We start from the raw sequence: 13,909 nt of genomic DNA on the forward strand, positions 1-13,909 counted from the left end.
CTTGGGAGAAGGTTGTGGACGTCAAACATCGGCTTGGACGACGACACAGACTCTCAACGCGGCGACGCCGTCACTTTCGGCAACCGCCGCGTCGCTAACCCTCAAGGTTTGCCAAAGAACTCGGCAAGGGTGCGAGCCACAGCCTGCGGATCGTTTTCCATCGGGATGTGGCCGGCCGCCTTGATCCGGACCAGCCTGCTTGCCGGAATCTCGCGGACGAACCTCTCGGCATAGTCAATCGTCTGGAACTGGTCATCTTCGCCCCAGACCAGCAGCTTGGGCGTGTTTGACCGGCCGAGCCTGGGCAGGAGCTCGAGCGTATGGCGATGATCAGCTGCGCCCGCGAGCGCCAGCCACGACCGCGCGACCCGCGGATCGGTCCAGGGCTGCAGATATTCGGCCATCTCGGCCTCGCTTGCAGGCCGCGCAAGCGCCTTGGCAACGGCCTCCCGGCGCGCCGCCAGGACATCCTCGGTCGAGGTCGCAGCGGCCACCGCCGGATCGCGGAAGCGAGCGACCGTCGGCGCCGGCCAAGAGTCGTACATCACGGCATTCACGAGCGCCAGGCGCGAGACGTCAACAGCGCCGTTGACCAGCAGACACTGCGCGACGCCGCCTCCGATATCGTGACCTGCGACCATGACCGGTCCCGTATGACCGAGCGCGGCAAGGAAACGAGGAATCCAGGCGGCCAACCGCGGAACCGATGCCTCCGCCCCTTCGAGTGCACCTCCGGATCTTCCAAAGCCCGGGAAGTCGACCGCAACCGGACGCAGCCCGGCCGCTGCGATATCGTCGAGCACCGGCTGCCAGACGCGGCTCCAATACGTACCGTGAAGCATCAGCACCAACGGGCCGCTATTGCCAGCCGCCAGGTAGCTGATCGGAATTCCGTCGACGTCAATTGTCGCGCGCGCCGTCATCGAACCATCCTCCTGATGTACTCGTCGCCGATTCCGACTTTCTTGTAGTGTCGGCTCACTTGTTCAAGCTTGGTGAAGGAGTCTTCGTAACCGAGTGCAACACCATGAGGATCAACATAAGTGTAGCCGCTGGTGACATGAAACAACGTCACCATTTCCGCCACGTCTTCAGGCACGACGAGGGTGTGAGTCTCACCGGGAGGCTCAAAAGAGTAGTCACCGGCAGATGCAATCCAATCGTGCTCCAGATAGTGCCACTTGCCGCGGAGCGTAAAAGCATGAACCGGACCGGCGTGCCGATGGCGGGACACGACACCCGAGGCACGCACCCGGATCAGGTTGATGAAATAGCCCTGGCTGACATTGAGCAGCAGCGGCTTGAATGAGACGTCTTTCGCCTGCGGCACCCACAGGCGCTCGTCCCCACTGAGGTCGAGGGCCGAAGCAACGAGGGTGTCGGCGAGCATACCCGTGGGCTGCGGCAGCTGGTACGGAACCTTGCTGTAGTCGATCGAGCGCCGCTCCGGCGCGGGAGCCGCTTCAACAGGGGGTGTGACAGTCATGTTTTTTCCTCGCTTTGTGAAACAATGTTTGGATGCGGGCTCGAATGACGGGCATGATTTGGATTAAGATGACCAGCAGCGCGATCATGTTGCCGTCTCAGATCCGACCTCGAAGGCGCGATGCCGTTTGTCCGAACAGCACGGATTTCGCGTTCTCGGTCACTGTCGGTCGGGTGTTGATCGTTTGGGCAAGTTCGTAGGCCCTTGACGTGGCGGGCCGCTCCTGCACGGCCCGAAACCAGCGCTTCAGATGAGGAAAATCATCCAGGTTCTGCTGTTGCCGCTGGTGCGGCACGATCCAGGGGTAGGACGCCATATCGGCGATCGTGTAGTCGGCGCCGGCGATGTACTCGCGGTCTGCAAGCCTCCTGTCGAGCACGCCATAGAGGCGGTTGGTCTCGTTGACGTAGCGCGCCATGGCGTATGGGATGCGCTCCGGTGCATACCGAACGAAATGATGGTTTTGCCCGGCCATGGGTCCGAGACCTCCCATCTGCCAGAACAGCCATTGCAGCACGTCCGCACGTGCTCGCACGTCACTCGGAATGAACCGACCGGTCTTCTCGGCGAGATAGAGCAGGATAGCGCCGGACTCGAACAGAGAGATCGGCTCTCCACCTGCGGCTGGCGCATGGTCGAGCAGTGCCGGAATACGGTTGTTCGAGGCGATCTTGAGAAACTCGGGCTGGAATTGCTCACCTGTCGAGATGTTCACCGGAATGACGCGATAAGGCAGGCCACTCTCCTCGAGGAAGATCGTCACCTTGTGGCCGTTTGGCGTGGTCCAGTAATAGAGATCGAGCATGATCCGCGGCCTCCCAGATTGTGCTTTGTCCCCTCATATTGGTGGGCTGGCTTTTCGCTGTGAATTCGCTAGAACTTCGCAGTCGATGTGAATTTTTGCACAATGGCCGACTGGGAAAACTTGAAGTCTTTCGCCGCCCTTGCGCGCAACGGCACGCTCTCCGCCGCCGCACGTCTGCTCGCGGTCGAGCATGCGACCATTGCGCGCCGTATCGCGGCGCTTGAACAGGAGCTTGGGCTGCGACTGGTGGACCGCCGTGGGCGGCAACTATTGCTGACCGCGGCGGGCAAGCGCGTCGCAAGCCTCGTCGGGCCGATGGATGCACAGGCTCAAGCGATTGAGCGGACGGCCTCTGGCGAACGAGCAGAGGTCTCCGGGGAAGTCACCATCAGCGCAACGCCGGTGCTCGCGGCCACAATGCTGGCGGAGCCGATTGTCGACCTGCGCCGGTCACACCCCAGGCTTACAATCCGGGTCTTGGCCGAGACGCGCTACTCGTCACTCAATCAGCGCGAGGCTGATATCGCTGTACGTTTCAGCCGCCCGATCGAAGGCGATCTCACGGCTTCAAAGGTCGGCGCGGTAACATTCCATCTGTATGGGAGCCGGGCTTATCTGGAGACCACCAGCGCTTCGGACTGGACGTTCATCGGCTACGACGAAGTCCTGGAAGGCGCGGCCCAGCAAGCCGCCCTCCGCCGCGTTGCCGGCGATAAGCCGCTGGCGCTCCGGTCGAGTACCCTCGAGCTTCAGGTTGCGCTTGTTCGCGCCGGCGGAGGGGTAGCCGCGCTGCCCGACTTCATCGCCGCCAGAGATCCGGTCCTCGCGCGGGCCCGGCGGGAGAAGATCGCACAACGCGACGTGTGGCTCGTTTTTCATACGGACCTGAAGCGCTCGGCCCCGGTTCGAACCGTAGCGACCTGCTTGCGGGAATTCCTACGAGAGAAGCTCGCAGCTACCGCCCGCTAACACCGCAAACACAATCTTCAGTCTTGGAGCCCGACTCCAATCTTGACTAAGTGCGCGAGCTGAAATCCCGTCCCTCGCCGGCATGACTTCGTATCGCGCCGAGTTTCAATTAAGGCGGGACATCCGTCGATCTCCGATCGGTCAAAGTCGATTGCTTCGCTTACCCTCGATGAGGTCGAGAACTGCCCTGGCCGCCTCGAGCACGTTAGTGCCTGGCCCGAAGACAGCGGCAACGCCGTTGCGGAATAGCGCATCGTAATCCTGCCGCGGCACAACTCCGCCGCAAACGACAATGACGTTGCCTCCCCCAATCGCCGCCAGCTGCTCAATGACCTGTGGGATGAGCGTCTTCTGGCCAGCTGCGAGCGACGAAATGCCGAGTACATGCACACCTTCACGAACCGCCATCACCGCCGCTTCGGAAGGTGTCTGAAACAACGGACCGGCGATGATATCGAAGCCGACATCTCCAAACGCTGACGCGATGACTTTCGCGCCTCGGTCATGCCCGTCCTGACCTAGCTTGGCGATCATGATCTTCGGCCGCATGCCGATGGCCCGCGAGATTTCGCCGACCCGGGATACGAGGTTGGTAAACTCGGGATCGCCTGCATAAGCCTGACCGTAAACATCCGAGACAACTGCCGGGGTCGCCTCATGGTCGCCGAAAGCCTGCCGCATTGCGTCCGACATCTCGCCGACGGTGGCGCGCGACCTGGCTGCTTCGACAGCCATCTCGAGCAGGTTTCCCTCGCCTGTTCGGGCCACCTGGGTCATTGCCGCCAGCATTGCACGAACTCTCTCAGTAGCCCGCATCTTCTTGGTCTCGGCAAGATGCTTGATCTGGGAAGCGCGGACGGATGAATTGTCGATCTCCAGAATATCGATCGGTTCTTCATGATCGAGACGAAAGCGATTGACTCCGACGATCACTTGATCTCCGCGGTCGATGGCCGCCTGCTCTCGCGTGGCAGATTCTTCGATCAGACGCTTAGGCCAGCCGCTCGCAATTGCTCGGGCCATCCCTCCCATACTCTCGACCTTTTCCATGAGCTGCCATGCCTCGCGGGCGAGCTCATCGGTGAGGCGCTCCACATAATAAGAGCCGGCGAGCGGAACGACGACATCGGTAATTCCGGTTTCATGCTGAAGTATCAGCTGGGTATTGCGCGCAATCCGCGCCGAAAATGGGCTGGAACTCCGCCATCACGCGCGACCAGATAAGTCGGGCGGCTCGCAGCTTGGCGGCCTCCATGAAGAAATTCATCCCGATCGCGAAAAAGAACGACAGCCGCCCGGCGAAATCGTCGATATTGAGCCCTTTGGCAAGCGCCGAGCGAACGTATTCGCGCCCGTCGGCGAGTGTGAAGGCAAGCTCCTGGACTAGCGTCGCTCCGGCTTCCTGCATGTGGTAACCCGAGATCGAGATCGAATTGAACTTCGGCATGTAACGTGCCGTGTAGGCGATGATGTCCGCGATGATGCGCATAGATGGTTGCGGCGGATAGATATAGGTGTTTCGAACCATGAACTCCTTGAGAATGTCGTTCTGGATCGTTCCGGACAGCGCCTGTCGTTGAACGCTCTGCTCTTCAGCCACGACGATGAACGTCGCCAGAATCGGAATCACCGCGCCGTTCATGGTCATCGATACAGAGATCTCGCCGAGAGGGATACCATCGAAGAGGATTTTCATATCCTCGACTGAATCGATAGCGACCCCAGCCTTGCCGACGTCACCGACGACACGGGGATGATCGGAATCATAGCCGCGGTGTGTGGCCAAATCGAAAGCTACCGACAATCCTTTTTGTCCGGAGGCGAGCGCACTTCGATAGAACGAATTCGACGCTTCCGCGGTAGAAAATCCCGCATACTGCCGAATTGTCCACGGCCGGCCGCTATACATCGTCGCGCGCGGTCCGCGAACGAACGGCCACATTCCGGGCAACGAGTCCAGATGGGCAATACCTGCCAGATCCGACGCGGTATAGACGGGCTTGACCGCGATATTCTCAGGCGTCTCGCGCACGAGCGTCGCGGGATCGCCCTTTAGTTCCCTTTCTGCAATCTTCTTCCACTCATCGGGAAACACGAGCATCTCCTTTGGCACGTTGTGCTGATGCTCCAGCCGCTCTACGCAAATTCCAGGATCAGCGCGTCGACCGCGAGCGTGGCGCCGGCGGCGGCGTGGATCTTCTTGACCGTGCCGTCACGCTCGGCGCGCAGCACGTTCTGCATCTTCATGGCTTCGACCACCGCGAGCGTCTCGCCGGCCTTGATCTCCTGCCCCTCGGTCACCGCGATCGACACCACGAGACCGGGCATCGGGCACAGCAACTTCTTGCCGGTGTCGGCGGCCGAGACCACCGGCATCAACCGCGCCGAGGTCGCCTCGGTCTCGGTGAAGACATAGACCGGGACCTCAAAGCCCTGATGCGCGAGGCGGAAGCCGTTGTTGATCGACCGCACCTGGACGGCGACAAAGTTGCCGTCGATGGTGCCCTGCCAGACCGGCTCGCCCGGCACCCAGCCCGACACCAGATTGTGCGGATTGCCAGGGAGCCCGTCGGCGGCAATGAAGCGCACCGCGATGGCGTCACCCTCGCGGGCGACATCGAGCGCGATCTCGGCGTGGTCGAGCCACACCGCGCGGCGGCGCTCGCGCAGCACCACGCGGCCGCCCATCTGGCCGGAGATCTGCCGCTTGCGCTCGCCCAGCACGTGGTCGATGGCAGCGCCAACCGCGGCCAGCCGCCGCGCGATCTCGCCCTCGGGCGCGCGCGCCGAAAATCCCTTGGGGAATTCTTCCGCGATAAAGCCGGTCGACAGCCGGCCCTCGCGCCAGCGCGGATGGTTCATCAAGGCCGACAGGAACGGGATGTTGTGCCGGATGCCGTCGACATAGAACGCGTCGAGCGCGGTCGCCTGCGCCTCGATCGCCGCGGCGCGCGACGGGGCGTGGGTGACGAGCTTGGCGATCATCGGATCGTAATGGATCGAGATCTCGCCGCCTTCCTGCACGCCGGTGTCGTTGCGGATCGTGATGCCGTCGTGGCTGGCCTCGGCCGGCGGACGGTATTTCACCAGGCGCCCGATCGACGGCAGGAAGTTGCGGAACGGATCCTCGGCATAGACGCGGGATTCCACCGCCCAGCCGGTCAGCGTCACGTCCTTCTGCGCGATCGCGAGCTTCTCGCCGGCGGCGACGCGGATCATCTGCTCGACGAGGTCGATGCCGGTGATCAATTCGGTGACGGGATGCTCGACCTGCAGGCGGGTGTTCATCTCCAGGAAGTAGAAGCTCTTGTCCTGGCCGGTGACGAATTCCACGGTGCCGGCCGAATCGTAGTTCACCGCCTTCGCCAGCGCGACCGCCTGCTCGCCCATCTTGCGGCGGGTGGTCTCATCGAGCAGCGGCGACGGCGCCTCCTCGATGACCTTCTGGTTGCGGCGCTGGATCGAGCACTCGCGCTCGCCGAGGTAGATCACATTGCCATGCTTGTCGCCGAGCACCTGGATCTCGATGTGCCGGGGATCGACGATGAATTTCTCGATGAAGACGCGGTCGTCGCCGAACGACGACTTCGCCTCGGCCTTGGCGAGGTTGAAGCCTTCGGCGACTTCCGCCTTCGAATGCGCGATGCGCATGCCTTTGCCGCCGCCGCCGGCGGAGGCCTTGATCATCACGGGGTAGCCGATCTCGTCGGCGATCTGGACGGCGTGCTTGTCGTCCTCAATGACGCCGAGATGACCCGGCACGGTCGAGACCTTCGCCTTCGCCGCGGCCTTCTTGGATTCGATCTTGTCGCCCATCGCGGCGATGGCGCCGGGGTTCGGGCCGATGAAGACGATGCCGGCGACTTCCAGCGCGCGCGGGAACGCCTCGCGCTCCGACAGGAAGCCGTAGCCCGGATGCACCGCCTGCGCGCCGGTCTTGCGGCAGGCCTCGACGATCTTGTCGATCAAAAGATAACTCTCGGCGGCGGCGGGCGGGCCGATCAACACGGCCTCATCGGCCATCTCGACATGCAGCGCGTCGCGGTCGGCCTCGGAGTAGACGGCGACCGTCTCAATCCCCATACGGCGCGCAGTCTTGATGACCCGGCAGGCGATCTCGCCGCGGTTGGCGATCAGGATTCGTTTGAACATGCTTCTATCACAACGGCAAATTGTCGTGCTTCTTCGCGGGGATTTCCACCTTCTTGTCCTTCAGCATCGCCAGCGCCCGTGCGATCCGCCGCCTCGTCGAATGCGGCATGATGACGTCGTCGATGTAGCCGCGCTCGGCGGCGATGAAGGGGGACAGGAAGCGGTCTTCGTATTCCTTGGTGCGCGCGGCGATCTTGTCGGGGTCGCCGATGTCACTGCGGAAGATGATCTCGACTGCGCCCTTGGCGCCCATCACGGCGATCTGGGCGGTCGGCCAGGCGTAGTTCATGTCGGCGCCGATCTCCTTCGAGGCCATGACGTCGAAGGCGCCGCCATAGGCCTTGCGGGTGATGATGGTGACGAGCGGCACCGTGCACTGCGAATAGGCGAACAGCAGTTTCGCACCGTGCTTGATCAGGCCGCCATATTCTTGGCTCGTACCCGGCAGGAAGCCCGGCACGTCGACGAAGGTGACGATCGGGATGTTGAAGGCATCGCAGAACCGCACGAAGCGCGCGGCCTTGCGTGAGGCGTCGCTGTCGAGCACGCCGGCCAGCACCATCGGCTGGTTGGCGACGAAGCCGACGGTGCGGCCGGCGATGCGGCCGAAGCCGGTGACGATGTTTTTCGCGAAGGTCTCAGAGATCTCGAAGAAGTCGCCCTCGTCGACGACCTTCAGGATCAGCTCCTTCATGTCGTAGGGCTTGTTCGGATTGTCGGGGATCAGCGTGTCGAGCGACATGTCGACCCGGCCGATATCGTCGAAGCTCGGCCACTCCGGCACGCCGTCGGTGTTGTTCGAGGGCAGGAAGTCGATCAGGCGGCGCATCTGCAGCAGCGCGTCGACGTCGTTCTCGAACGCGCCGTCGGCGATCGAGGAGCGCGTGGCATGCACCGAGGCGCCGCCGAGCTCCTCGGCGGTCACCACCTCGTTGGTGACGGTCTTCACCACGTCGGGGCCGGTGACGAACATGTAGCTGGTGTTCTTCACCATGAAGATAAAGTCGGTCATCGCGGGCGAATAGACGTCGCCGCCGGCACAGGGGCCCATGATGACGGAGATCTGCGGGATCACGCCTGACGCGATGACGTTGCGGCGGAATACATAGGAATAACCCGCCAGCGCCGCGACGCCCTCCTGGATGCGCGCGCCGCCGGCGTCATAGAGGCCGATGATCGGCGCCCTCGCCTTCATCGCCATGTCCTGCAGTTTCGTGATCTTCAGCGCGTGGGTCTCGGAGAGCGAGCCGCCGAACACCGTAAAATCCTTGGCGAAGACAAACGTCTTGCGGCCGTTGACCGTGCCCCAGCCGGTGACGACGCCGTCGCCGGGAATCCTGGTCTTCTCCATACCGAACTCGATCGAGCGGTGCTCGACGAACATGTCGAATTCCTCGAACGAGCCCTTGTCCAGCAGGAGCTCGATCCGCTCGCGGGCGGTCAGCTTGCCGCGGGCGTGCTGCGCCTCGATGCGCTTTTCGCCGCCGCCCAGCTTGGCGCCGGCGCGCCGCTCTTCGAGTTCAGCCAATGTACTCACGATAGCGCGCGTCCTCATGATCGGGCCCGATCTACTGCGATCCGAGAGAAGCTCTCTTCACAGAACGAGCCTTGGTTGAGCGTATTCGCCGATGTGCGTCCTCGTCGGCCGACCTGGAGGTCATCCCGACCCACCCACTTGTAAGGCGACTGACCGGCCCCTGGCCGGCGGCCCAGCAACCTTTGCACCCCCGTCTAATGTATGCAAAGTTAGCAAAATGAGCTCAGCGAGAGGAGCAAAGAAGTGCGTATTATTGCTGATAACGCTTCGCTTTTTGTAAAGTTTGCGAAGTGAAGCATCACAAGATTTTTGCCGGCGACCGGCTGCGGCGGCTGCGCGAGCAACGCGGAATGACACAAGCGGAGCTCGCAGATGCTCTTAGGATTTCGGCCGGCTATCTAAGCCAGATGGAGGGGGACCAGAGGCCAATCACGCGCAAGCTGCTTTTGGGGCTCAGTCGGTTACTGGACATAGAAACGAACTACTTCGCGGCCGACGACGATTTGCGGCTCGCAAGCGAACTGCGTGAAAGCGCCAGCGACCCACTGTTTGGGTCCGCCATCTCGGCAGACGAGGCTAGTGCGGCGGTAAGGGTCGCACCCGACATCGCGCAGCGCTTTCTCCATCTTTATCGCGGCTATCTTGCGCTCGAAGAAGAGCATCGCTCCCTGCAATCGCGCGTCGCTGAAAGCGACGTGGGAGCTGCGAGCCGCTTTCCCTACGATGAGGTCCGGGATTGGGTGCAATCCCAGCGAAACTATTTTGATGCGATCGACCGCGCCGCCGAAAGACTTGCTGAAGTGAGAAACTTCCATCCCGAGAATCGCAGCGACGATTTCATCAAGTATTTGCGCGACAGGTATGGAATCCGAACAGAGCAAGCCCCGGAGGATCTCGGCAAGGGGATGATCTGGCGGCTTGATAACAACGCCAAGACGCTCTTTCTGTCGCAAGATGCTCCCTTGGAAAGCCGGCTGTTCTGGATTGCTCACGTCATTGGCCTCCTGGAGCAGCAAGGCAGCATCGAGCGCGAGGTCAAGCAGGCACGACTGAGCAATGAGGAGGCTGCATCGCTGGCACGGGTCGCGCTCGCCAACTACTTTGCCGGTGCGCTGGTGATGCCGTACGGACCATTCCTCGCTACCGCGCGCGAAGTTCGGTACGACATTGAGCGCCTTCAACGACGCTTCGGTACGAGCTTTGAACAAGTCTGCCATCGCTTGAGCACGCTTCAACGGCGAGACTCGCCAGGAATTCCGTTCTACTTCCTGAAGATCGACATCGCTGGAAACGTCCTGAAGCGCAGCAGCGCTACGCGCTTCCAGTTCGCACGATTCGGAGGCCCCTGCCCCCTGTGGAACGTGCACCAATCGTTTTCACATCCCGGGCGCATCCTGGTCCAGCTCGCTGCGACACCGGATGGGACGAAGTATCTTTGTGTGGCTCGGACCGTGAGCCTCTCGGCGGGGTCCTATCTCAACCGTCCGCGCGCGGTTGCGGTCGGACTCGGTTGCGAAACTGCCTATGCAGGCGAGACGATCTACTCCAAAGGCCTCGACTTGGACGCCCCCGACGCGACCGACCCTATCGGTCCGGGATGCAGGGCCTGCGAACGCAAGGATTGTCGTCACCGTGCGCTACCGCCGATCGGACATCCACTTGACGTGGGCACAATCGAAAGAGGAGTCGTCCCATATCAGATCGACACCAAGACCTTACGAACCAGCAGGATCAGATGACAGGCCGGGCCGTGCCAGCCTTTCACCGACGCGCCGTTGCCCCAGTTCATGATCTATCGCGTCGCACGCTCTCGCGTCACTCCACCGCACCAGTTTCGCACCAGAAACGGCGTGATTCAAAGGCAACGGATGCAATCAAGCGACACAAAAATGCAGCAAAATCAACGAGTTCGCTCGACAGCCTGCCGCTCATAACGGTCTGGTTGCAGGTTCGAGTCCTGCCGGGCCCACCAAGAAGATCAGTATCTTACTGGGTCCTGGTTGCCCGCAGCCAGAAACCGCACCAGATACGTGCTGTTTTCGTTCACACGAAAGTTCGCATCGGCGTCAGGCAAGCTCACCTGCTGATGAGTGGACGCGACAGTGCCACCCACGATCCTCGCCTTCGGCCGACGGAGAGGCACCGACAGAAGCAGTCTCTCCCTTTGGCGGTGAAGTCGGCTATCTCCGGCAAAGCGGAAGTCAGCCATGACGCCAATCTAGTCCGCTAAGGGCCAATAAGCGACATCCAAAGGGGCTCAGTTGATCACGTGCGCGCCTCGAAGATCATGTTGGACGACGCCTCGGTCGCGCGTTGGAACTGCTTAGAGCCCGCCCCTATCGCGCATGCTCGCATGTCCAGCCCTTCTTAACGGATGACTAGCAAATGCGACAGGCGACGCGAAGTGTTGCCTTAGCCGATCAGCGCCGCTTGTGGATGGAATAATCACACGCCCCGCTTCTTCGGACCGAGCCCCTCGAACTGCGTCTTCTGCTCGTCACTCAGGTTCCAACGGAAATCGTCGACCGCGTCGTTCACGCTCATGATCGCCTCTCGCATCGCTTCCAACCGCGCCTTTATGGCATTAAGGCGGGCCGGCGGAGTGAGCGCGTCCTTTGGCGGGCATGCGTTTAAGGCTTCCATGGTGCCCATCGTGGTGTCCTGCACCACTTCGAGCGCGGCGCGTTGGGTATCGGTCAGTTTCAGGCTGGCAGCGATGTCGTCGAGGGGCCATTGCTGGGCGACGAGCTGGCGGTATTGCTTTTCGGCCTGTTGCTCGTCCTGCGGTTCGCGGCTCGCCTGGCAGGCGGCGTCCTGCATCTCCTTCAGCTTCGCGGCCGCAGAGTTAGCGCGGCGGTCGCGTTCGGGCGTGTTGAGCCGCGCCTTCTGCTCATCACTTAGGAGATCGTAGAATTTTTGAAATGGCGGCTGAATGGCCGCAACTGCGCTCAGCATCGCGTTGACGCGGCTCTGCATAGCAGCGAACCGCTCCGGCGCGGTGGTCGCGGCCTGTGCTGGACAGGAGGCGCGGATGGTGTCGCCGGCCGAAATCCAGGCGCTCGCGAGCTCGTCGAAGGCTGCGCGCTGCGCCTCGTTCGCCGCGACCACCCGGCCAATCCGCTCGAGGGGAAGGCCGGTCGTCTCGGCCGTATCGCCGCCACAGAGCTCCTGCACGGAGGGCGCTTTGCGATGCCGCCTCCCGGCGGGGCGCTCGGCCGCAAACGCTGAGAGATCGCTTGCAGCATAGGGCGAGAAGATCGCGGCGTAGAGATCGCCGTAGCCATAGGCCCAGAAGCCGCTGCCATCATTGAGAAGCGCGTAGTCATAGAGATCGCTATAGGCGAACGGCCAGAAGAGCGGACCGACCCAGCCGTATGAACCGTCGGAGTGCTGCCACCAGCCTTGCGCAGCTCGGCCGCCGTGCCAGCCGGCCAGCGCCGCGACGGCAGTGAGCTGAGCGCGCTCAGTCGGGCGGATCGACTCGGCGGCGGGGCGAAGATCTTGCGGTCCTAAAGCAGCCATTCGGACGTGGCTGTGGTGCGCCGCCATCCGCGCGTGGCGGAGACCTGCGACCGACAGCATGCCGGCCATCGCGAAGCGCGCGACGCTCACGGGGCCGCCAACGCGCAGGCGGAAGCCCGCCTCGGCCGCGCTCGGCAGCGCTCCCAGAACGACCAGTGCAACGCCGGCAGCAGCCATTCCAAGGTCGGACTTTCCAAGGTCGGACTTTGACATGATCTCTCCCTTGGCTTCCCTCCTTGGCGGCCAGCATCGCGTCATGACTATGACTCGCTGCGAAACCGAAAGTTCCTCCGCCGTCTTCATTCGGGTGAACCTGCGGTCAGGTCACGACGTCAAACCAGCGAAATTACAGCGTGGAATTCGGCCGACGTTCATGCTGCTGCCCTTGGTTTAGCTAAATTCAATATGGGGCGCGCTGTCGAGACCGAAGACCATATACTCGAGGCCTTCCATCTCTCCCCTCGCGACGTTGACGCCTACCGGTGGATGCGTTCTGCGGGCGTGGCCAAGCTACAGCTCGGTTCGGACGCCGAGGCCGTCAGTTGGCTACGAAGAAGCACTGACGCGAACCGCAATCATCCTCTCGCTCATTTGGCGCTCGCCGCTGCCTTGGGCTTGACCGGCGCGCGAACCGCTGCAACAACGGGGACTTGCACTCAACTCCGGGTTCACCATCCGTCGCTTGCTCGCTACGCAACAAGGCGACAATCCGATTTACCTTGCTGGGTCGAGCGCTTCTGTATGGGTACGTGCGCCTCACCGCCGTGCCAGAGGGGTGATGGTCCGCTTCGGGTCAAAGGCGCCGTTTTAGCAATCAGTCGGGTACTTCCGGTCTACCCCAATGAACGGACATCTTCAGAGCCGGCCGCCATATCTCAAAGGTGCCACTTCCAGGATTCGCAGCACGCCTCAGAAGTAGACGTTCGCGTTACGCGGACCGGCCGCGACACCACCTGTTATCAGGCCCTGCCGCAGGACATCGCCACTGGTGGCAGACCGGAAAACCTTCACGATGCCTTGGCAAATCTCTGCCAATTGTTCGCAGCGACCGTTGGCGAAGATGATGTCAAGCTCTTCAAATATCACGTGCGGTACGACAAGCCAAAATCCGGGGAGCATCCGTGGAAGGGCACAATAGTCGAGATTCATGTGCCGGGGCACATCAGTTTCAAATGGAACCACAGCAACCTGGACAGCGGGAGAAAGTTGGGAAGGATCGCTGCTGAACAAGCAATCAAGGCATACTACGAACACGGAAAACGTCCGCCGCATGACGGGCCACATTTCATAAATGAGAATCCTGCGGAAAACGATGAGGCGGGATGGCGAGAGGTAAAGGAGGCATATCACGAATGTCGAAGGCGGGCTGCGTAACGGCAAGGTAAAACAGCCTTGAGACCGACCTGCTGAGCCAAGCTCCAATATCCGCAGTCCAGGC

Annotated in this window: 9 protein-coding genes and 1 pseudogene; 2 read left to right on the forward strand and 8 right to left on the reverse strand. The window is 61.9% G+C overall.

The genetic code is table 11. The features are described from left to right. Positions 1-101: 101 nt before the first annotated feature. From QA639_RS37580 to QA639_RS37590, 3 genes are all read right to left on the reverse strand, one after another. Entirely contained in the window at positions 102-923 is an 822-nt protein-coding gene (locus QA639_RS37580) for an alpha/beta fold hydrolase (protein ID WP_283088653.1), read from the reverse strand. Continuing rightward, positions 920-1,486, reverse strand: coding sequence for a 2,4'-dihydroxyacetophenone dioxygenase family protein (locus tag QA639_RS37585; RefSeq protein ID WP_428841118.1), 567 nt, complete (start codon positions 1,484-1,486; stop codon positions 920-922). The genes QA639_RS37580 and QA639_RS37585 overlap by 4 nt, the downstream gene beginning before the upstream one ends. Positions 1,487-1,583: 97 nt before the next feature. Continuing rightward, entirely contained in the window at positions 1,584-2,291 is a 708-nt protein-coding gene (locus QA639_RS37590) for a glutathione binding-like protein (protein ID WP_028337488.1), read from the reverse strand. 102 nt (positions 2,292-2,393) lie between these two features. On the opposite strand from QA639_RS37590, the gene QA639_RS37595 reads away from it, so the two are divergent. Then, positions 2,394-3,260: a LysR family transcriptional regulator gene (locus tag QA639_RS37595; protein ID WP_038377970.1), complete on the forward strand. Its 867-nt coding sequence runs from the start codon at positions 2,394-2,396 to the stop codon at positions 3,258-3,260. 141 nt (positions 3,261-3,401) lie between these two features. Here the strand turns inward: QA639_RS37595 and QA639_RS37600 are convergent. From QA639_RS37600 to QA639_RS37610, 3 genes and pseudogenes are all read right to left on the reverse strand, one after another. Continuing rightward, positions 3,402-5,361 (reverse strand): annotated as a pseudogene (locus QA639_RS37600) (methylmalonyl-CoA mutase). A 35-nt stretch (positions 5,362-5,396) separates the two neighbouring features. Beyond that, on the reverse strand, positions 5,397-7,412 hold the full coding sequence (locus QA639_RS37605; RefSeq protein ID WP_283088654.1) for an acetyl-CoA carboxylase biotin carboxylase subunit: 2,016 nt from the start codon (positions 7,410-7,412) through the stop codon (positions 5,397-5,399). Positions 7,413-7,419: 7 nt separating this feature from the next. Further along, positions 7,420-8,949 (reverse strand): acyl-CoA carboxylase subunit beta, encoded by a 1,530-nt coding sequence (locus tag QA639_RS37610; RefSeq protein WP_428841119.1) that lies wholly within the window; start codon positions 8,947-8,949, stop codon positions 7,420-7,422. A gap of 290 nt (positions 8,950-9,239) precedes the next feature. Between QA639_RS37610 and QA639_RS37615 the strand changes: the two genes are divergently transcribed. Then, positions 9,240-10,688, forward strand: coding sequence for a helix-turn-helix domain-containing protein (locus QA639_RS37615; RefSeq protein WP_028352244.1), 1,449 nt, complete (start codon positions 9,240-9,242; stop codon positions 10,686-10,688). Between the two features lie 706 nt (positions 10,689-11,394). Here QA639_RS37615 and QA639_RS37620 read toward each other — a convergent pair. After that, on the reverse strand, positions 11,395-12,648 hold the full coding sequence (locus tag QA639_RS37620) for a Spy/CpxP family protein refolding chaperone (protein ID WP_028337665.1): 1,254 nt from the start codon (positions 12,646-12,648) through the stop codon (positions 11,395-11,397). A 732-nt stretch (positions 12,649-13,380) separates the two neighbouring features. Then, positions 13,381-13,620, reverse strand: a complete 240-nt coding sequence (locus QA639_RS37625) for a hypothetical protein (protein WP_283088656.1) — start codon at positions 13,618-13,620, stop codon at positions 13,381-13,383. Positions 13,621-13,909 lie beyond the last annotated feature (289 nt).

It is taken from the genome of Bradyrhizobium pachyrhizi, assembly GCF_029714545.1.
Classification (GTDB): Bacteria; Pseudomonadota; Alphaproteobacteria; order Rhizobiales; family Xanthobacteraceae; genus Bradyrhizobium; species Bradyrhizobium pachyrhizi.

Excerpts from the sequence above, each read along its gene's own strand:
- QA639_RS37580 (WP_283088653.1), bottom strand. The coding sequence starts at position 923 with ATGACGGCGCGCGCGACAATTGACGTCGACGGAATTCCGATCAGCTAC.
- QA639_RS37585 (WP_428841118.1), bottom strand. The coding sequence starts at position 1,486 with ATGACTGTCACACCCCCTGTTGAAGCGGCTCCCGCGCCGGAGCGGCGC.
- QA639_RS37590 (WP_028337488.1), bottom strand. The coding sequence starts at position 2,291 with ATGCTCGATCTCTATTACTGGACCACGCCAAACGGCCACAAGGTGACG.
- QA639_RS37595 (WP_038377970.1), top strand. The coding sequence starts at position 2,394 with ATGGCCGACTGGGAAAACTTGAAGTCTTTCGCCGCCCTTGCGCGCAAC.
- QA639_RS37605 (WP_283088654.1), bottom strand. The coding sequence starts at position 7,412 with ATGTTCAAACGAATCCTGATCGCCAACCGCGGCGAGATCGCCTGCCGG.
- QA639_RS37620 (WP_028337665.1), bottom strand. The coding sequence starts at position 12,648 with ATGGCTGCTGCCGGCGTTGCACTGGTCGTTCTGGGAGCGCTGCCGAGC.
- QA639_RS37625 (WP_283088656.1), bottom strand. The coding sequence starts at position 13,620 with ATGAATCTCGACTATTGTGCCCTTCCACGGATGCTCCCCGGATTTTGG.